Source organism: Cognaticolwellia mytili (assembly GCF_002104475.1).
Classification (GTDB): Bacteria; Pseudomonadota; Gammaproteobacteria; order Enterobacterales; family Alteromonadaceae; genus Cognaticolwellia; species Cognaticolwellia mytili.
Genome location: NZ_NBOF01000002.1, coordinates 363824 through 386174, shown reverse-complemented (window position 1 = coordinate 386174; position 22351 = coordinate 363824). Strand labels below are relative to the sequence as shown.

General features: G+C 38.1%; 17 protein-coding genes. 12 read left to right on the top strand and 5 right to left on the bottom strand.

Annotated features, from left to right (window positions below):
• Window positions 1-29: 29 nt before the first annotated feature.
• The 11 genes from cysE (at window position 30) to B7C41_RS06560 (ending at window position 13698) form a co-directional block, all read left to right on the top strand.
• On the top strand, window positions 30-839 hold the full coding sequence (gene cysE, locus B7C41_RS06610; RefSeq protein ID WP_085298008.1) for a serine O-acetyltransferase: 810 nt from the start codon (window positions 30-32) through the stop codon (window positions 837-839).
• A 159-nt stretch (window positions 840-998) separates the two neighbouring features.
• Window positions 999-1508, top strand: coding sequence for a Fe-S cluster assembly transcriptional regulator IscR (gene iscR, locus B7C41_RS06605; protein ID WP_085298007.1), 510 nt, complete (start codon window positions 999-1001; stop codon window positions 1506-1508).
• A 29-nt stretch (window positions 1509-1537) separates the two neighbouring features.
• Window positions 1538-2752 (top strand): IscS subfamily cysteine desulfurase, encoded by a 1215-nt coding sequence (locus B7C41_RS06600; RefSeq protein WP_085298006.1) that lies wholly within the window; start codon window positions 1538-1540, stop codon window positions 2750-2752.
• A 19-nt stretch (window positions 2753-2771) separates the two neighbouring features.
• Window positions 2772-3155 (top strand): Fe-S cluster assembly scaffold IscU, encoded by a 384-nt coding sequence (iscU, locus tag B7C41_RS06595; RefSeq protein ID WP_085298005.1) that lies wholly within the window; start codon window positions 2772-2774, stop codon window positions 3153-3155.
• Between the two features lie 14 nt (window positions 3156-3169).
• Window positions 3170-3493, top strand: a complete 324-nt coding sequence (iscA, locus tag B7C41_RS06590) for an iron-sulfur cluster assembly protein IscA (RefSeq protein WP_085298004.1) — start codon at window positions 3170-3172, stop codon at window positions 3491-3493.
• A gap of 27 nt (window positions 3494-3520) precedes the next feature.
• The gene (gene hscB, locus B7C41_RS06585; RefSeq protein WP_085298003.1) at window positions 3521-4048 is read left to right on the top strand and encodes a co-chaperone HscB; all 528 of its coding nucleotides are present in this window, start codon (window positions 3521-3523) and stop codon (window positions 4046-4048) included.
• Between the two features lie 138 nt (window positions 4049-4186).
• On the top strand, window positions 4187-6049 hold the full coding sequence (gene hscA, locus B7C41_RS06580) for a Fe-S protein assembly chaperone HscA (RefSeq protein ID WP_085298002.1): 1863 nt from the start codon (window positions 4187-4189) through the stop codon (window positions 6047-6049).
• A 3-nt stretch (window positions 6050-6052) separates the two neighbouring features.
• Entirely contained in the window at window positions 6053-6391 is a 339-nt protein-coding gene (fdx, locus tag B7C41_RS06575; RefSeq protein WP_085298001.1) for an ISC system 2Fe-2S type ferredoxin, read from the top strand.
• Window positions 6392-7338: 947 nt separating this feature from the next.
• Window positions 7339-10077 carry a M16 family metallopeptidase gene (locus B7C41_RS06570; RefSeq protein ID WP_085298000.1) on the top strand — a complete coding sequence of 913 codons (2739 nt, stop codon included), beginning with the start codon at window positions 7339-7341 and terminating at the stop codon, window positions 10075-10077.
• Window positions 10078-10645: 568 nt separating this feature from the next.
• Window positions 10646-12781, top strand: a complete 2136-nt coding sequence (locus tag B7C41_RS06565; RefSeq protein ID WP_085297999.1) for a methyl-accepting chemotaxis protein — start codon at window positions 10646-10648, stop codon at window positions 12779-12781.
• 314 nt (window positions 12782-13095) lie between these two features.
• Complete coding sequence (locus B7C41_RS06560; protein WP_085297998.1) at window positions 13096-13698, top strand: Tll0287-like domain-containing protein; 603 nt, start codon at window positions 13096-13098, stop codon at window positions 13696-13698.
• Between the two features lie 293 nt (window positions 13699-13991).
• Here the strand turns inward: B7C41_RS06560 and B7C41_RS06555 are convergent, their stop codons facing one another.
• Window positions 13992-14855, bottom strand: coding sequence for a TIGR02285 family protein (locus tag B7C41_RS06555; protein WP_085297997.1), 864 nt, complete (start codon window positions 14853-14855; stop codon window positions 13992-13994).
• Between the two features lie 190 nt (window positions 14856-15045).
• Window positions 15046-16014 (bottom strand): sensor domain-containing diguanylate cyclase, encoded by a 969-nt coding sequence (locus B7C41_RS06550; protein WP_085297996.1) that lies wholly within the window; start codon window positions 16012-16014, stop codon window positions 15046-15048.
• Between the two features lie 444 nt (window positions 16015-16458).
• Between B7C41_RS06550 and B7C41_RS06545 the strand changes: the two genes are divergently transcribed.
• The gene (locus B7C41_RS06545) at window positions 16459-18996 is read left to right on the top strand and encodes an acylase (RefSeq protein WP_085297995.1); all 2538 of its coding nucleotides are present in this window, start codon (window positions 16459-16461) and stop codon (window positions 18994-18996) included.
• 185 nt (window positions 18997-19181) lie between these two features.
• Here the strand turns inward: B7C41_RS06545 and B7C41_RS06540 are convergent, their stop codons facing one another.
• The 3 genes from B7C41_RS06540 to B7C41_RS06530 all read right to left on the bottom strand — a co-directional run bounded on the left by B7C41_RS06540 (window position 19182) and on the right by B7C41_RS06530 (window position 22130).
• Window positions 19182-19790 (bottom strand): MlaC/ttg2D family ABC transporter substrate-binding protein, encoded by a 609-nt coding sequence (locus B7C41_RS06540; RefSeq protein WP_085297994.1) that lies wholly within the window; start codon window positions 19788-19790, stop codon window positions 19182-19184.
• 148 nt (window positions 19791-19938) lie between these two features.
• On the bottom strand, window positions 19939-20523 hold the full coding sequence (locus B7C41_RS06535) for a TetR/AcrR family transcriptional regulator (RefSeq protein WP_085297993.1): 585 nt from the start codon (window positions 20521-20523) through the stop codon (window positions 19939-19941).
• A gap of 113 nt (window positions 20524-20636) precedes the next feature.
• Window positions 20637-22130, bottom strand: a complete 1494-nt coding sequence (locus B7C41_RS06530) for a peptide MFS transporter (protein ID WP_085297992.1) — start codon at window positions 22128-22130, stop codon at window positions 20637-20639.
• Window positions 22131-22351: the final 221 nt, after the last annotated feature.

The window sequence follows — 22351 nt, the reverse complement described above, 5'->3', positions numbered from 1 at the left end:
CTAGAATAGCAAGAATTAAGGAAAGTGGTATGTTTAGCCGCATGAAAGAAGATATAGCCAGTGTTTTTGACCGAGACCCTGCCGCACGTAATGTTTTTGAGGTTTTAACAAATTATCCTGGTTTACATGCCATTTGGTTTCATCGTTTAAGTCATAAGCTTTGGAAAAATAATTGGAAATGGTTGGCACGTAGCTTATCGACCTTTTCTCGCTGGTTAACCGGTATTGAAATTCATCCAGGTGCTACGGTTGGCCGTCGTTTCTTTATTGATCACGGTATGGGCGTTGTTATTGGCGGTACTGCTGAAATTGGCGATGACGTTACGCTTTATCAGGGCGTAACTTTAGGTGGTACAAGCTGGAATGCTGGTAAGCGTCATCCAACCTTAAAAGATAATGTTGTTATTGGCGCAGGAGCTAAAATATTAGGTCCTATTACGATTGGCAGCCACGGTAAAGTGGGTTCAAACTCAGTGGTTGTAAAAGATGTTCCTGACAATGCAACCGCTGTTGGCATTCCAGGGCGCATTGTTAACGCAAATAGAGATAATAATGCTGCTGAAAAACGTGAAAAAGCGGCTAAAAAGTTTGGCTTTGACGCCTACGCTGTTGCTGAAGACAATCCAGATCCAGTCGCTAAGGCGATAGGGCGTTTATTAGATCATATGCATTTAATGGACAATAAGGTCTCAGACCTATGCCGTGAAGTTAATCAACTTGGTGGTGAAGTGTGTCAAGAAGCCTTGCCTGAATTGCGCGTTGGTGAGTTCGTTGAAGATGAGCAAGCTGCTGCTAAACGCCGAGAAACTGCAACGGAGTCATTCGACCCAACAATTTAGCGAATACATTCTATTTATAGGCAGTATTAATGCTATTGCTGCCCTTTTCATTGACTATTTTTTTATCCCTAGTAGAATACCCGAGTAAATCAGTCGGGTATTTAGTTGACTAATTTACAAGGTTATGTAAAATGCGCAGCGAATTGATAGGGGTAATAAATGAAACTGACGTCTAAAGGACGCTATGCTGTAACTGCAATGCTAGATGTAGCCATTCATGCTGCAACTGGTCCAGTGCCGTTGGCCGATATTTCTGAGCGCCAAGGTATCTCGTTATCGTATTTAGAGCAATTATTTTCACGCCTGAGAAAAAATGGCTTAGTGAATAGTGTTCGAGGCCCCGGTGGCGGTTACCGTTTAGGTAAATGCTCTGCAGAAATTGCCGTATCAGACGTAATCAATGCTGTTGATGAAAGCATCAACGCCACTAAATGCGGTGGCAAAGGTAACTGTCAAGATGGCCAACAATGTTTAACTCATTACCTATGGTCAGATTTAAGCGATAGAATCGAAGAATTTTTAAAAAGCATTTCACTTGCCGAGCTCGTCGAGCAACGAAATGTAAAATTAGTTTCTCAACGTCAAGACCAAGCTAGCGCAAAAGCGAAAAAGGCTCCGTCATTAGAGACACTAATTACCACCCGTAACATTATGAACGATTGGCATTAATTGCCTGTTTAATTGGAGATTATTAATCAATGAAGCTTCCTATTTATTTTGATTATTCAGCAACAACGCCGGTAGATAAGCGTGTTGCTGAAAAAATGATGCAGTACATGACTACTGATGGTTTTTATGGCAACCCAGCATCACGTTCACACAAGTTTGGTTGGCAAGCTGAAGAAGCGGTTGATATCGCTCGTAATCAAGTTGCTGATTTGATTAATGCTGACCCACGTGAAATCGTAATTACTTCTGGTGCAACAGAGTCAAACAATTTAGCCATTAAAGGCGCTGCGAATTTTTACAGTAAAAAAGGTAAGCACATTATTACCTGCAAAACCGAGCACAAAGCAGTTTTAGACACGTGTCGTGAATTAGAACGCCAAGGTTTTGAAGTAACATACTTAGATCCTGAAACGAATGGTTTAATTGACTTGAATAAGCTTAATGATGCTATTCGTGAAGATACTGTTTTAGTTAGCATTATGCATGTTAATAATGAAATTGGTGTAATTCAGGATATTGCTGAAATTGGCGAAATTTGTCGTGCTCGTAAAATCATTTTCCATGTTGATGCGGCGCAAAGTGCTGGTAAGATCAAAATTGACTTACAACACTTAAAAGTTGACTTAATGTCATTTTCAGCTCACAAAATTTACGGTCCAAAAGGTATTGGCGCACTATATGTTCGTCGTAAACCTCGTATTCGCCTTGAAGCTCAAATGCACGGTGGCGGCCATGAACGCGGTATGCGCAGTGGCACATTGGCGACTCATCAAATTGTTGGTATGGGTGAAGCCTTTAGAATTGCCAAAGAAGAACTAACGCAAGACGAAGCACACGTAACAAAAATGCGTGACCGTTTGTGGGCTGGTTTAAACGATATGGAACAAGTTTTCATCAATGGTGATGCTGATAAACGCTACCCTGGTAACTTAAATGTTAGCTTCAACTTTGTTGAAGGTGAATCACTTATCATGGCACTTAAAGACTTAGCTGTGTCTTCTGGTTCAGCATGTACATCAGCAAGCTTAGAACCTTCATATGTATTACGTGCACTTGGCTTAAACGATGAAATGGCACATAGCTCAATTCGTTTTAGCTTTGGTCGTTTCACTACAGAAGAAGAAATTGATTTCGCCATTGACCTAATTAAAAAGTCAATTGGCCATTTACGTGACATGTCACCGCTTTGGGAAATGTTCAAAGACGGTATTGATTTAGACTCAATTGAATGGGCTGCTCACTAGCAGTTCAAGGAGAATAATTATGGCTTATAGCGAAAAAGTAATTGATCATTATGAAAATCCACGCAACGTTGGTTCATTAGATAAAAATGACCCACAAGTAGCGACTGGTATGGTTGGCGCACCTGCATGTGGTGACGTAATGAAGCTACAACTTAAAATTTCTGATGACGGTATCATCGAAGATGCGAAATTTAAAACTTACGGTTGTGGCTCTGCCATTGCTTCAAGTTCATTGGTAACAGAATGGGTTAAAGGCAAGTCTATTGACGAAGCTGCAGAAATCAAAAACACTGCAATTGCTGAAGAACTTGCATTACCACCAGTGAAAATTCACTGTTCAATTTTGGCAGAAGATGCCATTAAAGCAGCGATTGAAGATTACCGTACTAAGAACAACGATTAGTCTGGAGACATACTATGAGCGTAACGATGACACCTGCTGCAGCAAACAGGGTTAAATCGTTTATCGAAAACCGAGGCAAGGGCCTTGGTTTGCGATTAGGCATTAAAACAACAGGTTGTTCAGGCTTAGCCTACGTACTTGAATTTGTTGATGACCTGAACGAAGACGATGAAATGTTCGCCATTGAAGGTGTTAATATCATCATTGATGGCAAAAGCTTAGTTTATCTTGATGGTATCGAGCTAGATTTTGTCAAAGAAGGCTTAAACGAAGGTTTTAAGTTCACCAATCCAAACGCCAAAGGCGAGTGTGGTTGTGGTGAAAGCTTTAATGTTTAGTGAGTTTATTTATTCATTGGAGTTGATGTGAATTATTTTCAATTGTTTGGTTTAGCAAATCAATTTGATATTGATCTTGCAAACTTATCAACAATTTATCAAACGTTGCAGAAACAAGCGCATCCGGATCGTTTTGCTCACGCTTCAAGTCAAGAGCAGTTGATTGCCGTGCAAAAATCGACAGAAATTAATGATGCCTATCAAACGCTAAAAAGCCCATTATTACGCGCGCAATACATGTTAACATTGCGCGGCGTTGATATGCCCAGTGAACAAGCATCATTTGGCGATGTCAGCTTTTTAATGCGTCAAATGGAACTACGTGAATTGTTAGCAGAAATTAAATTTGCTAATGATACCGATGCGGCAATATTTGAAGCGTCAGTGGTTTTTGAAACTGAATTTGAGCAGCTGTTTAATCAACTGCAAGTTCAACTAACGGATAACACTACAGAGTCTAATGCTCAAGCGTGTGACAATGTTAGAAAACTTAAATTTTATCAAAAACTGCAAGTTGAACTGGACAAACTTGAAGACGCATTACTAGACGATTAGTTCTTGTCGCAAGTAAACGAGGCAAGCAGCTTCGAACTATTTAAAAGCTATTAACGGCCTTAACTCAGACTCAAGTAGCAGTGGAATTAGGTTGTTAATAGTAAAATCAGTAACACTATTATCTAATGAGCTTTCATCATGGCACTATTACAAATTGCTGAACCTGGACAAAGTACGGTTCCTCACGACCACCGATTAGCCGCTGGCATTGACCTTGGTACGACCAACTCACTTATTGCTAGCGTTAAAAGCGGTTTAGCCGAAACCATTGTTGATGAAAATGGTAAAGACATTCTTCCTTCCGTTGTTAGTTACCAAAGTAATGAGATATTAGTTGGTGATACAGCTAAAGCCCTAGCGGTTAGCGACCCTGAAAATACTATTGTATCTGCCAAGCGTTTAATTGGCCGTTCAAAAACTGATATCAATACCAAATATGCCTCTTTGCCATATAACTTCTGCGGCGATGAAAATCATCCTGCAATTGTAACGCGTACGGGTGAAGTTAATCCGGTACAAGTTTCAGCTCAAATTCTGAAAACATTAGTTCAGCGTGCGGAACTTTCCCTAGGTGGCGAGTTAACAGGTGTGGTTATTACTGTGCCTGCATATTTTGATGATGCTCAGCGTCACAGTACGAAAGATGCTGCTAAGTTAGCAGGCGTTAATGTTTTACGTTTATTAAATGAACCGACAGCGGCAGCCGTTGCTTATGGTTTAGACTCCGGCCAAGAAGGTGTAGTTGCTGTTTATGATTTAGGCGGTGGTACGTTTGATATTTCGATATTACGCTTAAATAAAGGTGTATTTGAAGTACTAGCAACTGGCGGTGACTCTGCCTTAGGTGGCGATGACTTTGATGAAGCTATTGTTGAACATTTAATAGCTAAATCCGGTTTATCACGCCCATTGTCAGCTTCTATGGAGCGACAATTAACGCAACAAGCTTGTTATGCAAAAGAACAACTTTCAAATAATGATAGTGTTGAAGTTTCACTAACGCTTGAAACTGATAAGCAATGGTCGAACAGTTTAACGCTTAGTGATTTTGAACAACTTATTGCGCCATTGGTAAAGAAAACCCTTAGAGCTTGTCGACGCGCTGTTAAAGATGCTGAATTAGCAATAGCTGATGTAATTGAAGTTGTTATGGTTGGCGGATCAACTCGTGTGCCATTAGTGCGCAGTGAAGTTGAGAAGTTCTTTGCTAAGAAACCATTAACTTCAATTGACCCAGATAAAGTGGTTGCCATTGGCGCTGCCATTCAAGCAGACATTTTAGCGGGCAATAAGCCTGATAGCGATATGCTATTGCTTGATGTTATTCCATTGTCGTTAGGCTTAGAAACAATGGGTGGATTAGTTGAAAAGGTTATTCCTCGTAACACCACAATCCCTGTTGCCAAAGCACAAGAATTTACCACTTTTAAAGATGGTCAAACAGCGATGGCTGTACACGTGCTGCAAGGTGAACGTGAACTTGTTGATGACTGTCGTTCGTTAGCTCGTTTTGAATTACGTGGTATTCCAGCAATGACGGCAGGTGCGGCGCATATTCGTGTAACTTTTAAAGTTGACGCTGACGGTTTATTAGAAGTGTCAGCAATGGAAAAATCAACCGGTGTTGAATCAAGTATTACTGTTAAGCCAAGCTTTGGTTTGGAAGAACATGAAATTACCAGCATGCTAAAAGCATCGATGGAAAATGCCGAGCTAGACATGCAAGCACGTATGCTTAAAGAGCAACAAGTGGAAGCATCAAGAGTGATTGAATCAGTGCAAGCCGCATTAACAGCTGATAGCCACTTATTAAGCCAAGCTGAAATAGCTGAAATAGAAAGTAATATTTCGGCACTAGCAAAAACGAGCCAAATAGGAAATGCCGCTGATGTTGAAGCGGTATTGGAAACATTAAATAACAGTACCGCCGCTTTTGCTGAGCGTAGAATGGATTCTTCTATTCGAACAGCATTATCAGGCCATTCAGTAGACGAGGTTTAGTCAATGCCACAAATTATATTTTTACCTAACGAAGATCTTTGCCCTGAAGGCGCAGTAGTACAAGCTGAAAAAGGCGAAAGTGTACTAGATGTAGCACTTAAGAATGATATTGGCGTTGAGCATGCTTGTGAAAAAGTTTGTGCTTGTACTACCTGTCATATGATCATCCGTGAAGGTTTCGATTCTATCGGTGAAAGTGATGAATTAGAAGACGACATGTTAGACAAAGCATGGGGCTTAGAACCAGACTCACGTCTTGGCTGCCAAGCAATTGTTGGTGATGAAGATTTAGTTGTTGAAATTCCAAAGTATACTGTGAATATGGTTAGTGAAAATCACTAAACTTTAAGTAAAGCATAATCTTAGAAGGGGTAATAACAGTGATGTTATTACCCTTTTTTTATTTCTGATGAGCAAGGTTTAGTCACGCCGAGTTGCACCAGCTTTAATCGCTATCAGCAAGTGATCTATGAAACATTCTTTTATCTGCGTGCCATGAAAGGGCAATAAGCTAAAATTCTATATGATCGCTGATTCATTGAGCCATAAATAGTTTACTCGTCGTATTTTATTGATAGTTCTAACTGTCTAGGTTGGAATTACCTTAAAAAGAAGGCTGGTTATTTCATATAGAGCATATTGTTTGTGGATTGTTTACTCAATAGGAGCGCGTTCAGGCTGATGCGCATGACTTGCCCTCACAACCACTGTGAGTATGGGTTTTAACCGCTTGTTTTTACTGGTTGTATTAAATAACCAGAGCTCGGGATAAGCGAAATGTTATTGCAGCGCTATTAAAACCTACCTCTACGTTGTTCAAGTTGCCAATAACCGTTATTGGACATACATAAATGCTTTGAACTAGGCATAAATATCACCACTGTAATAGACTTTTGATAATACTTTGAAATATTGTGTTTTTCATTCTCACTGATCCGAGTTCAGGTTAAATAGTGAATACTTAGCAGCTACAGGTTTAATTGGTGCTTGATTTTGCATAAATTCCCGCTAATTAAAGTAATGGCAATCAGCCAAAATTTTTAAGTAATATTATTTTTAAGTTAATTTAGCCGACTCTGTAATAAATTTGTATTAAAGGAGACTAAAGGACTGGTAAACATTTAGTGATTTCTTAAACCTTGCATTGAGTACATAACTGGTTAGTTTTAGCAGTAAACTAAAGCTAACAAATACACTACTTATGTACTTAGCTATTATCATTAAGAAGGTTTAACAAATAATTAACAATTTGGTAAGGTGGAGACCTTACAAATAAATAAGGAAGATTTATGCTAAAAAAATGGTTTAAGCCAAGCACAATTGCGATAGCGGCTTCAATAAGCATTACGTCATTAAGCTCAGTGGCCTTTGCACAAGAATTAAAAAAAGTTACCGAAGTAGAAGGGATCAGTGAGTACCGGCTAGATAATGGTCTACAAGTTTTACTTTTTCCAGACCAAACCAAAGAAACAGTAACGGTAAATGTTACTTACCATGTGGGTTCAAAGCATGAAAATTATGGTGAAACAGGTATGGCGCATTTACTTGAGCATCTTGTTTTTAAAGGAACGCCAAAGCATAAAGATATTCCAGCAGAGTTGAGTTCACATGGCGCTCGTCCGAACGGAACTACATGGACAGACCGGACTAATTACTTTGAAACCTTTGCAGCTACAGAAGAAAATATCGATTGGGCATTAAGCATGGAATCTGATCGCATGGTCAATTCATTTATTGCTAAAAAAGATCTCGATAGTGAAATGACGGTTGTGCGCAATGAATTTGAGCGTGGTGAAAACAATCCATTTCGTATTACATTACAGCGCATGCTTGCAGCTTCTTTTGAATGGCATAATTATGGTAAGTCAACTATTGGCTCTCGTGCTGATTTAGAGAATGTACCAATTGATCGCTTACAAGCGTTTTATCGTAAATATTATCAACCAGACAATGCGACACTAACCGTTGCAGGTAAGTTTGATTCTGATGAAATGCTGAAAAAAATTAACGCAACTTTTGGCAAAATAGACAAGCCAGAACGTGTGATTAGTCCGTTGTATACGGCTGAACCAGCGCAAGATGGTGAACGTGAAGTCACTGTTCGTCGTGTTGGTGATGCACAGATGATAGGGTCTATTTACCATGTTCCTGCAGGTTCACACCCTGACTTTGCTGCGATTGATGTATTAAATGAAGTGTTGTCTGCGCAAGCAACGGGTCGTTTACACAAAGCATTAGTTGAAAATAAACTGGCTAGTAGTGCTTTTGGTTTTAACTTCCAATGGGCTGAGCCTGGGGTTGCCATTTTTATGGCTGAAGTAGATAAAGCCGGTGACTTAGCTAAAACAGAAGAAGTGTTAATTCAGACCTTAGAAAATATTACTGATAAACCTGTAACGACAGAAGAAGTAGAAAAAGCAAAACGTACTCTGCTAAAAAATACTAAATTGGCGTTTAATTCATCTGAGCGTATTGCGATGGAATTAAGCGAATGGTTAGGTATGGGGGATTGGCGTTTAGTTTTCTTAAACCGTGATCGTGTTGAAAAAGTAACAGCTGAAGATGTGAACCGTGTTGCTAAAAGTTATATTACACGTAATAACAGAACGTTAGGTAAGTTTATTCCAGCTGAAAAATCTGAGCGAGCTGAAATTCCACAAGTGGAAAATGTTAAAGCAATGGTTGAGGGCTATAAAGGCCGCGAACAAGTTGCTCAAGGTGAAGCGTTTGATCCATCACATGATAATATTGACGCCCGTACAAGTATTAGTAATTTAGATACAGGGGTCAAAATAGCTTTATTATCAAAGAAAACACGTGGTGAGTCTGTTGTTGTGCGTATGTCTATGCAAATGGGGGATTTATTATCTCTGCAGGGCCTAAGCATGGTAGGCAATGCAACGGGTGCTATGTTAATGCGTGGTACTGAAAATTACTCTCGTGAGCAGTTAAAAGAAGCGTTTGATAAGCTGGAAGCGCAAGTTAATATAGGCGGTTCTAACGATAATGCTTATGTGACCGTTAATACAACGCGTAAAAATTTAAACCAAACTTTAACGCTAGTTGCTGAAGTATTGCAAAAACCAGCTTTTGATAAAAAAGAGTTTGAGCTATACAAAAGCGAAACTAAGGTAGGCATTGAACAGCAATTACAAGATCCACAAGCAATTGCATTTCGCGCTTATAGTCGTCATCAAAGTCCATTCCCTAAAGGACATCCTAATTACATAGGAACCTTTGAGGAAGACTTAGCTGCATTAAAAGCTACAACTTTAGCTGATGTTAAACGTTTCCATAAAGATTTTTACGGTTCAAACAGCATGCAAATTACAGTTGTTGGTGATTTTGATGAAAAAAAATCGACAAAAGTGTTAGATGAGGTAACGGCTAATTGGCAGAGTTCAACGACATACAAGCGCGTTGATGCCCCTTATCAAAAGCTTTCTAACAAAGCGATGGACTTCAATACACCAGATAAAGAAAACGCGACTTTCGTTGCTTCATTGAGTATTCCTGTGGGGCAAGAGCACGTTGACGCTCCTGCTTTGACTATTGGTAACTATATGTTAGGTGGTGGCTTCTTAAATAGTCGTTTAGCGACGCGCTTACGTCAAAAAGATGGCTTAAGCTATGGTGCTGGGTCCTTTATTAATATTAGTAATATTGACGAACGTGCGTCATTAGGTGCATACGCTATTTGTGCGCCACAAAACTTGGCTAAAGTTGAAGTCGGCTTTAAAGAAGAAATTGCTCGTTTACTAAAAGATGGCTTTACTGACGAGGAAGTAATAGCTGCTAAGTCTGGTTTGTTACAAGGGCGTAAAGTTAGTCGGTCTCAAGACCGAGAATTAGCGGGTTCGTTAAATACTAATATACGTTTAGACCGTACCATGGCGTTTGGCAAAAAGTATGAACAGCAAATTGCAAAACTATCTGCTGATGATATCAACAAGGTAATGCGTAAATACTTATCTGTTGAAGCTTTCGCCATTATTAAAGCTGGAGATATGAGTAAAATTGAGAAGTAATAAAATTTAGCTCAAAATTCAGGTACAAAAAAAGGGAAGTAATAGCTTCCCTTTTTTTGTACCTGATTTAAAAGGATGTTAATCGATAGTTAGCCCCAAAGTCTGTACTGCATCAAGAGCTGTGTCGTCTTGAACAATGTAGCAATAGGCTTTAATAGCGTAGCGGTAGTACTTTACTTATCCCGAGCTCAGGTTAACTAGGATGTTATCCTTTATCGAAGTCTCCTATGTCACTAAACCAGAGCATTCAATGGCATACATTCTAGTCATTGAAAACTATGGTTTCTGCTTATCCTTACTTAGTAAGTAAATTAAACTAATGCTTTGATATTAAGTAAAAATATCTTATCTTTATTGGAGGGGCGAATGTTAAGGTACCTGACATCTACTGTTTGTTAAGGAGTAATTAACTTAAGTTTTTAAGGTTTTTTATACGTAATGAGTATTGATATACCTTTGGAAATAATGAATACCATTTAATTCATATGGCGAGAATAAATTTATATAGCTAAAGTTAGTTATGCTTTTGATTTTAACCTGTTAATAAAAACTATAGTTGAGGTTGTGGATGTTATTACAAAAAAGAAGTCTGTCATTGAAGTTATTGCTAGTTGTTGGGAGCTTATTAATATTGATGTCGGTAAGCTTTATTTTAGTGAGCTCGACAGCCTTAAATGATGCGGAAAAGGAGATCGTTTCTGAAGTAAGTACTGAGGTTAGGACTCAAATTGAGCAAACGGTAGCGGCTAAATCAAGTGCCATCGCATTTGATATTTCGAATACTTTTAATGAAAGCTACGTTTACCCTTATAAGTTAGCTAAACAAATTGCTGCTAGTATTGAAGGAAAATTGCCAGAACCTTATAGTCGAGAACAAACCGAAGCTATGGTAAGAAATACGCTGTCATATAGTAAAGTTTCCTCAATGTATGCACAATTTGACGCTAATAAATTTGACGGTAAAGATGGTGATTTTACTACCGGATATAGTCACTCCGTTGCGGGGACAGGCAGTTTCGAAGTTTATTTCGTAAGAGAGCAAAATAATAAAATATCTCAACAGCTTATCGATAATTCAGTAGATAAATATGATGAAACCTTGGATGAATTTGGTAACCGTGCAGCGCAGTGGTATTTATGCTCTAAAGAGAGCTTAAAACCTTGTATTAATAATCCTTATAAATATGAAATAAGACCAGGTTACACAGAGTTAATGACCAGTTTAGTTGTGCCTGTCGTGGTAAATGGAGAGTTTAAAGGTGTTGTTGGCTCAGATCTTAATTTACCCCTTTTGCAAGAGAAAGCGCAACAGTTAAAATCATCTCTTTATGGCGGCAAGGCGAGTGTTTTAATCGTCAGTCAAGATGGTTTCTTGGCTGCTGCGACAGACCAAGAAGAAAGTCTGGCGCGGCCAATAAAAGAAGCACTTAAAAATAGTGCTGAATTACTTAATATTTCAGGTCAGGATAAATCCATAGTTATTGATGGTTTACTGTATTTTGTACGACCTATTAAGATTAATATTTCTGGTAATGAATGGCATCTTATCGTAGGTATCGACCTTAATGTGGCGATGTTACCCGTTGGTGAAATATCGAATGGTATTGCTGAAATAATTAATCAAATTATCACCAGTTTTCTAATATTAGCACTAGTAGCTACGATTTTAGCTCTGTTGCTAGTTAACATATTTACTAGCAGTATTATTAAGCCTGTCAAAGCGGTAGCAGATAAAATGGCAGAGCTTGCTGGCCAAGGCGGTGATTTAACCCAAGAGCTGCAAGTACATTCGCATGCCGAACTTATAAGTTTAAGTATCGCTTTTAATCAATTTAGAGAGAAAGTTCGAGAGTTATTAGAGCAAGCAAAAAGATCTGGGTTGGCAGTACTTGAGCAAAGTGAAGAAAGTAAAAGTAATGCTGAAAAAACACATGCTCAAATATCGTTACAAGAGACTGAAATTAATAGTATTGTAACGGCGATTACAGAGATGTCAGCAACAGCATCAGAAGTCGCTAATACTGCGTCCAATGCTGCAAGCAATGCTGACGCGGCAAGTAATTCGATTAAAGGGACAGAGTCTGACGTTTCCCTGGTAACAAATGAGATCACCAGCTTATCTAATGAGATGGCTACGGCGACTGATGCAGTGAAAGCAGTATCAGTGCGCAGTGAGGATATAAGAAAAATCTTAGACGTTATTAGCGCTATAGCTGATCAAACCAATTTATTAGCGCTTAATGCCGCTATTGAAGCAGCAAGAGCCGGGGAGCATGGTCGAGGCTTTAGTGTCGTAGCGGATGAAGTAAGAGCTTTAGCATCAAAAACGGCCGACTCCGTTGATGAAATATCACAAGTTATTTCCTCTTTACAATTAGAAGTGACTACAACGGTAAACCTTATTGAGCAAGGCACTGAAAAAGCTCAAACAGCTGCAACTCAGTCAAACACAGCCTTTATTAAAATGAAAGATACCGTAAACCAAATTAGTGAGGTTACTCAGCATATCATTCAAATTGCAGCAGCAGCAGAAGAGCAAAGCCAGGTTTCCGAAGAATTAAATAGGAACATGGTCATTGTTGGTGATGCGACCAAAGAAGTTATGATTTTGTCGGAAGCTTCGGAACAAAGTGCAATGATCATTAACACTGATATTATTGAGTTGGAAAACGTACTAAATAAGCTTAAAACTAGCAAAGATTAATATAATGATTAGGATTAGCTGAAATAAATTTAATTATTTTAAAAATCATTTAATTTAGATAAAAATTAATACATATAAATAGCTAAAAGTAATAGGAAGGGTAATAGCAGAGATGTTGTTGCCTTTTTTTTCGATTAAAAATAGCGAGTAGTAGTATTTGTTAAGTATTGCTTTGGGCGCTATGAATTATTGACATTGGTCTTATTTTGAGGCAAATCAATGTTACTGGTAATAAACCTCAATAGCTGCTTGAATTCCTTGAGACTCAATACTCTTTCAATATACTAGTAGTATATTCCAAGGAGAAACTTGTCATGTTTTATATTACGAAAGCAATAACTTTTATATTTCTAGTTAGCTGGTCGCTTTCAACGTTTGCTAAAGGTGAAACCTTAATTGAATTATCTCAACAGGAAGATAAAATATTGAGTAATATTGGTGATAAGGCCGCAAGTAAAGTTTCTAAGACGTTAATGGCGACCATGTTGGCCGACATTAAATCATTAGGGCTTGTTGGAGCAGCTCAAGGCTGGAGTAAGTCTGTTAATATTATTAACCAAACTGCTGAATCTTTTAACCTTGGAATGAAAATTAAGCGACCAACTTACCAGTATAGAAATCCAATTAATAGGCCTGATGACATTGATAAAGTTGCCTTAAACTTCTTCCTCAGCGACGCATCAGAAAATGAAAAGTACTTTTCTCGTAAAGTGGAGGGGGAAGAGGGCTATCGTTATTTTTATTACCAACCTATGTATGTAAAAAAGAAATGTCTTCTATGTCATAGCGAAGATATGAATGAAGAATTAAAAGCAGTAATTGATAAAAAGTATCCTAATGATCATTCTGGTGCCCTAGAGCTTGCACAATTGCGCGCTTTAATACGTATAGAACTTCCTGAATCAGCAATAAAGTAAACTAGAGTATTTGTTTGCTGCTACTAACGGCTGTTGATATTTTCTCAATAGGTCAACTGAGAGATAAAGTCGACTTAATTAAGGCGGAAATGGTGTGATTGAGTCATTTAAATCAACTGTTTAAAAAATAAGAAGGCTTTAGCTTCGGGCAACGGCTGTTTTTAACGCTAGTAGCATTAGAGTTTTACGTATTTGGAACAACCAAACCTCATTTATTCAGCTTTACTAATATTAAAATCAACCTGTTGCTGAAAATATAATCAAAGATCAATAGTTTCCAATAAAGAACAGACTTATTTTGTTAAGAATACATTTTGATAAAAGTCTTTAAATTCTTGTTTTGTTGTTTCTTCAGGCCACCAATAGCTTATCGTTGATATAAAGTTATCTTGTTGTCGTTGTTTTCTTAAGGCGCTATTGATGTTTTCAATAGCAGACTTCCCCCATGCAGTTTTACTACAAGCCACACTACCTAAAGTATAATCAGCTTCACCTTGTATTGTGAACATTTTAAATTGAGTATTCGGATTATGTGTGCGGTAATAATTAAGCTCGAACGGGTAAGCGAAAGTAAAATCCACACGGTTCTTTTCTAACAATTTAAATAATGTTGTATTATCTGAAACGTTAATTTTGACGTGGTTATCATTACTATTGTGTAATGCTAGTATGCTATCGATAACAGGACCGTAAGAGCGCCCTTTGACAATAGCAAAAGTCTCGCGCGTGTTACTGATAAACTGCTCTAGATTGATAGGCTCTTTTAAGTATAATGCTTGAGCGACGTCAGCTCTCATTACTAATCGCATTGATGGTGTAATAGTTGCAGCAATAGAGAAGTAAGCGTTTTTTTTTCTTTCCTCGGTGACAAACAAAAGTGGGTGGCAAATCTCTTTACCTTGGTTCATCTCTTCAAATAAGCGATCGAGTGAGCTAACTGATCTGATATGTTGATATTGCGGTAATTGCTCAATTAACTCATCACGAATTGTGTCTATAAACCCTTGTCCTTGATAGGGAGCTTTAAGTATGGATGCAGGGGGTCTGTGATCGGTTTGCCAAATGATAGTATTTGCTTGAGCTGATACGGAAAGGTATAAATTAGCAAAAATACAACATAATAGATATCGAGTGATACAAGAAATAGCTCTAATCACAACCTCCTTAAAGTCGTAACATTCTTATCAAATAGGGCGCTTTATAATAAATTTAATATAAATGCTTATAATATACAAATTTACCGTTGTTTGTGGTAAATAGTGTTTAAAGCTGTGTTCATCATGGCTTATATTCGGCATGAAAATCGCCTGTGATGCATATTAGAGTGCAAAAAAATATTTTGTTAACTTAGTTTGCATATTTAGAGCGCTTATTGCTATACATAAGTTCATCCGCTTGGGAGATCACCTTTTCAATATCAGTCTTAAGTAATGACTCATTATCAATAATTACCTTTCCTAAACTATAGTTTATACAAACGCTGATATTACAATTAGAGAGTGAGGCTTGCAGGCGTTCATCTATTTTTTTTAATTCGTCGAGGTGCTTAATGCAAACAATAGCCAAAAACTCATCACCGCTAAGTCTAGCTGTGATATCCGTTTTTCTATGGCTTTCTTCAAGGGCATGAGCAAATATTTTAATTGCTTCATCACCTATCCTGTGACCATGGTTGTCATTAATTTTTTTCAATTCATCTAAATCGTAATAACAGACGGCAATATCCTCGTTATGACGACTGGCAAATTTTATATGCTCTGAAATTTTGTTTTGTAAGCCTCGTCGGTTGAGTAAGCCTGTTAAGTCATCATGTATAGATAGCTGTTTTATATAAATGTTTTGTTCTAACAGTTTTAGATCTCGTTCTGCCATTTCTTTAAAATGAGCCAATAGTCGGTGATATCTATCGTCATAATTGGTTATTTTAAAATCCATAACACAAATAGTGCCGAATATTTTCCCACTCGGCCAAAGCAAAGGAAAGCCTAAATAGGAATTAAAATGATCGTCAGAAACTTCGGGGTTGGAACGCCATTCTTTTAGGTGCGTCGCGTTATTTACATATAAGGGTTGATTTTGTTCAACTACTTTCTTACAGAATATATTTGTTTCTGCAGGAATAACACCGCCCGCAGGGTAAGGGTTTTCTTCCGAGTTGTTGGCGATGACCACTTGATAGCCTTTTTCCGTCATTTGGACAATAAAGCCTGCCGGGGTAAGGCATAACTCAGCCATTAAGTTGATGAGCTCTTGCCAAATTTTTAGTGTGTCTTTTGCAATATCTTGTTCAAGAAACCAACTTTCCACTGAATGCATAATGATAAAAATTCCATAACATTATAAATATTAATTAACTATAACGATTTAGTTTTTTCGCTTCTTTGATTTTAGTGGTAATAACTGCTTTTTGTTAGTTTTTTTATTTAAGTACCTATTGCTATTAACCTTGCGATGAAAAACTTATTACTCATTATTTATTTTACTTAGTTCCGCGCGTAGTTGTTTGGTATCGCTAATTAAGTGAGTTATTTAAGGCGATAAATATGAAGTTATTAGAAGGAGATTATGTCTTTGATAGCTTTTAGTTAGTTGCTGTAATGGCAGACTGTTATCATTGAATTTTAAGACAAAAATAGTATCTTTGCTCTATTTTTATACAAATAACTGTTTGAGGTTGATTGAATATTGTGCAATTATCTCTGGTACGATCAGTCTAAGGCTGTGGATAAAAAATAATAATTATACAATAAGGAGTTTGTTTTGAAATATTCACTTCGACAGTTATGTACACCGCTTTCTCTATTAACTTTATTACTTACATTAGCTGCATGTGGTGGTGGTGATTATACTTATATAGGTACGCCTCCTCCAGTTACCCCACCCCCTGTGACACCTCCTGTTGTTCAACCGACCCCAGTTCCGTCATTTGATAGTGATGGTGTGCTAAGCGCTAATATCCGTTGGACAGACTATGGCGTACCACACGTGACGGCTGACAACCTTGAAAGCATGTCTTATGGTGTAGGTTATGCATTCGCAAAAGATAATATCTGCATTTTGGCCGATCAAATTTTGAAGTATAACTCTCAACGATCTAAATATTATGGCCCTGATATGCTACCCGCTTCTGGTGATTCAACCCACTTGATTAATGACTTCGGTTTTTTAACGCTAGGAATTAAAGAACACGCAGAAAAAAATATTAAGTCTCTTTCGGCCAATAGCCAAGCATTATTGTCAGGGTACGCACAAGGCTATAACAAGTATTTAGCTGATACAGGTGTTGAAAACATTGATGGTGCTTGTGCCAACATGCCTTGGGTACAGCCAATTACAGATATCGATATGTTTACTTATTCCTTAGGTATTGCTTTATTGCCGGGTGCTGCAAACTTTCTTGGCCCAATGTTCCTAGCGGCTCCTCCTGGAGAAAGCTTTTTGCCGTATCCGCAATCGGTTAATGCCAGTAACTTCAAAGTCAGTTCAAAGCCATTAATAACATTACCTGAAAAGAACCCGAGTGATTTAGGCTCTAATGGTTGGGGCTTAGGTAAAGACAAAACTGAAAATGGTAAAGGTATGGTGCTTGCCAACCCCCATTTTCCACATACGGGCAATCTACGTTTTTGGCAGTTCCATATTACTATACCAGATCACTTAAATGTTATGGGTGGCTCATTAACAGGTATGCCAGGTGTGGTTAATATTGGCTTTAATGAAAATGTAGCTTGGACACATACGTTCTCATCTGCTGAACATTTTGTTGTTTATCAGTTATCGTTAAACCCAAGTGATCCACAGCAAATGTCGCAGGTTATTGATGGTGCAAATCGTTTAATTACCAGTAAAGAGTTTGTTATCGATGTTGCTGTTGCACCGGGGCAAACCATTAAATTGGCGAAGAAAAGCTATTCAACGCATCATGGTCCTATGGTAGTTGTACCCGGAAGCTTTGAGTGGGGACCCGGTGGCAGTGCTTTTGCAATCAAAGATGCTAATTTAGGGAATACCGATATTGTTGACCACTGGTTAGCAATGAATTTAGCGGGCAATATAGAAGAATTTAAACAAGCATTTAAAGATTACGACGGCGTAATATTTAACAATACGATGTCAGCTGATGCTGATGGTAATGTATTTTATATTGATGATTCAACAGTGCCGAACTTATCGAGCACCGCCATTAATGAAATGACCACTAACCCGTTACTTGTCGGTGCTAAGCAGGCCGCAGGCTTTACGATATTACCTGGGTTTTTATCGGCATTTGATTTTGAACGACCTGTACCTTATGCCAATGCACCAAAATATTCAGGCACGGATTACGTACAAAACTCAAATGATAGTTTTTGGTTAACGAATGCAAGTGCTCCTATCATTGATGCATCGCCTTTGTATGGTCAAGTAGGTAATCAGCAATCGTTACGCTCCCGACTTGCACATAAAATACTTGCTGATAGTGCGGGAAGTGATGGCTTATTTAGCCCTGAAGAAGTTGAACAAGCGCTGTTAAGTAATCGCAGCTATCTTAGCGAAAACGTATTATCAGAATTATTAACTGTTTGCCAAGCACAAGGAAGTACACTTGTCAGTGTTGGGGCACAAAGTGTTGATATAAGCAATGGTTGTACAGCATTGGCGCTTTGGGATGGCACAATGAACAAAAATAGTAGTTCGGCACATCTGTTCAGAGAGTTTGCTTTTTTATTCAACAAGAATCCGCAATGGCAAGAAGGATTCTCTGTAGAAAAGGCAACGACAACGCCAAGTGGCTTAATGAACAATACGACGACGCTTGAGCAGTTTGCCCAAGCAATAGTCAATGTTGAATCCGCAGGCCTTGCTTTAGATGCTACTCTAGGTAGCGTGCAATTTGTTGAACGTAGTTTGCCTGACGGCAGTGCATCAGGAGTGAAAATACCATGGGCGGGGGCACACAATATTGAAGGTGGCTTTAATGTGTTTAATACTCGTACCGGTAATGATGGTTCGTTGTTACGTCGACATGTTTACCCTGCGCAAAATAGCGATTCAATATTAAGTGCAGAAGGGAAAGGCTATCACATTAATTATGGTAGTAGTTGGATGACTGTAGTGAACTTTACGGAAGAAGGCCCAGTTGCAAAAGGCTTACTGAGTTATTCACAATCGGCAGAATACGATAGTGATCATAACTTAGATCAAACCATGTTATATTCACAACAACCACAACTTAGGCCATTACGCTTTACTGAAGCTGATATTGAAGCTAACAAAATCTCAGAAATGACGATAACGTCAGCTATAGCGAGTAACTAAGCGGCTTAGCAGTAAAAAAATAATAAAAAAAGGCGCTATTTAGCGTCTTTTTTTATTTGAAAAGTAACTTTTAAAACTTATACCTATTCGCCTAAATTACTACTTATTTGTACTTATTAAAATAGTCTTTTTCCTGACATATTTTTTCTACGTACAGCAAGGTAAAAAATCTAATCAAACTGGCATTATTTCGCTATTGAGGCTAATTCTAATGTTACTTGATCTATTCCTAGATCTGATATTTTTCGGTTAAATTCAGCTTGCTTGCTGCTAATTAAAGATATGCCCTCAACGATCATATCGTAAGCCTTCCATTGCTGTAATTTTTTGTTTTTACGCATTTGAAAAGTAATTTTTATGTCTGGTTTACCAGCATCAACAATTTTTACATCGACAGAGGCTGATTTAGCCTTAGGCTTTAGCTTAACTCCTGGTTCAAATAGTACTTTTTGCTGATGATATTGCGCCAATGCACTGGCATAAGTACGTACTAAATATGCACGCATGGCTGTGACAAACTTTGCCCTTTGTGCTTTAGTCGATTTTCTCAAATGCTTGCCTAAAATTTTAAAAGCAGCATATTGATAATCAATTGAAGGCATTAACTCTTCTTCAACAATTTCACGCATTAATTCAGGGAACTTATTTAAGCTATCTTGATTATTAGCAATTCTTGCAAAGAGCTTATTACCTGTTACTTCTATTACTTGATATGGAGAAGTTGTAGGTGTCGCGGCATAACTATTCGATATTAAGCCTGTGAGCAAGGCAACAAGTAGTAGTAACTTTTTCATGGTGACCCTTGGATATTGAGTGTTAAATTTTAGTAAATATTTCTATTGCGAGCATTATACATACCGACCGCTCGGTCTGTAAATGATGTTTAGGCTTATAATAGACGATAAAGTGTTAAGAATTGTTACTTTGGTAACTAATTTATGATTATTGCTTTAATTGCTGAAGGTAGCGACATAGCTCTTTAATTACTTTGTCAAATAATTCTTTGTTTAATGAACTTTTACTTAAGCTCGAAGAACCGTGAAAAGTTGATACAATAAAGTAGGCAACTTGGCTAAAGTCGAGGTTTGCTTTTAGCTCATTACTCACACGAAGTAAGTTTGTTGCAATCAATAAGTTTAGCTGTTGTTGCATTGCTAAAATACGAATCCGAAACCCTTCGTCAACACCAGACATTTCTTGGCATAAGTTATTTAAGGGACAGCCACAAACCACTTCATCACAGGTCATTTCTTTTGACATGGCACTAAAAAAATCACATAACCCCTGTATTGGATCTGCTGACTCTACGGGTGGTTGCCAAAGTGCTATGAAAGCAGGAGCATATACTTCTTCAAACACCGCATAACCAAGGTCCATTTTATTAGAAAAATGGTGGTACAAGGCGCCTTTTGAAATTTCACAACGTTTTAAAATACAAGATAAGCTTGTTGCGGTGAAACCATTCTTGTGGATTTCATCGGCGCTAATTTCTAATATTTTTTGACGAGTTTGCTCTGCATCTCTCACGTGGGTATCTCTAGAAATCGGTTAAACTTATTAAGACTAGTTTAACCGACCGTAAGGTCTGTTGCAAAGAGAAGGTGCGTGATTATTTGTTATAAAAGCTATCTCAAGTAAAGCTATTTAACACCATGCATTAATTTATTAATCTTCGGACCAATAATAAACAGCAATGCCCCGCCCAGTGTCAGCAACCAAAAGCTAAAGGTAAAACCACTTAATGCTGATGCGACTGTCATGCCTGTTTCACCACTCATTGAGCCAGCTAATATCCCTGAAAAGTTGTTGCCAATAGCCGTACTTAAAAACCAGCCTCCAAACGCAAAGCCAGCCAGCGAAGCGGGTACTAACTTACTTACCATGGATAAACCAATGGGTGATAAGCATAGCTCGCCAATAGTGTGTAATACGTAGCAGGCTGCTAGTGGCCAAATCGGGATCATGTTATTGGCATCAAGTAAGTTTTCTAGCGCATACACTAACACTAAAAAGCCAAGTCCAGTGCCTAATAGTCCTAAGGCAAATTTGCGTGGAATACTCGGTTCTACTTTTTTCTTATGCATGAATACCCAAAGGGCAGAAACGAGTGGTGCAAAAATTAATATTGCTACTGAATTGACCGATTGAAACCAAGCAATTTTAAATTCAACCACTTCGGTAATACTTCTATCAACAATGTTTTGCGCTAAAAAAGTAAATGAGCTGCCTGCTTGTTCGAAAAACATAAAGAAAATAACGTTGAAAACGAACATGATAAGGCATGCAATCACCCGTTCAAAAGCCACCTTGCCATCATTTTTGGTTTGTTTTAACAATATAAAAGCTAAACCAATAAATAAGGCGAATAAGATCCACGCTAGTACTTGTGCGCCAGCATAAGTTATTAAAATATAAACAGGAATAATAGAAACAAGTGCGCCAAGAACAACTGTAACAAGATTTTTGGTTCGCAATGGCGTTTTAGCAACCGAGCCAATTCCTTTTAATTGTCGACGGCCAATATAAAACCAAACATAGCTAATCAACATACCGACGCCCGCTGCACCAAAAACGGCTTTATAGTTATCCATCATAGGTGTATCAGTTAGCGTACTGGCAAGCCATTGGGTAATTATCGGTGAAACCATAGCGCCAGCATTAATACCCATGTAAAAAATGCTAAAGCCACTGTCACGGCGGTGATCATCAGCGGCATATATTTTTCCAACTAAGTTCGAAATATTAGGTTTAAATAAGCCGTTACCAACAATTACCGTTGCTAAGCCAATCATAAAAAAGGTTTCATCGGGCAACATAATCAGAAATAAGCCACAGCCCATAATGACAGCACCAACTAAAATGGAATGCTGAGAGCCAATCACCTTATCGGCAATATAACCACCAAAAATAGCGCTGGCGTAAACTAAAGCTAAATATGAACCGTAGGTATTTGACGCAAAAGATTGCCCAGAAGTATCACCATTAAAAAACTGCGCAACAATGTAAAGTGTTAACGCCCAACGAATACCATAGAAAGCAAATCGCTCCCAAAATTCTGCCATAAATAGCATCCAAAGTGGTTTTGGATGCCCCCATAAATTTTCAAATTCGGGTAATGTTTTAGTTGATGTCATCGTACCTTCCTTAATTATTCTGTTAGTACTGCTTGTTGTTATATCAGCTTACGCCGATAGCTTTTTGGTACTTGAAGCTAAGGTGAAACAACTTAAAAGTTTTGGTGAAGCTTTAGTGAAGCTTCGTTGAAGAGTGAAATAAAACGGTGAAAGAGCGCGAAAACCTGCTAAGAATCATTGCACTTTGGTGAAAAGGCGATAAATTAACGGGTATAACGCAA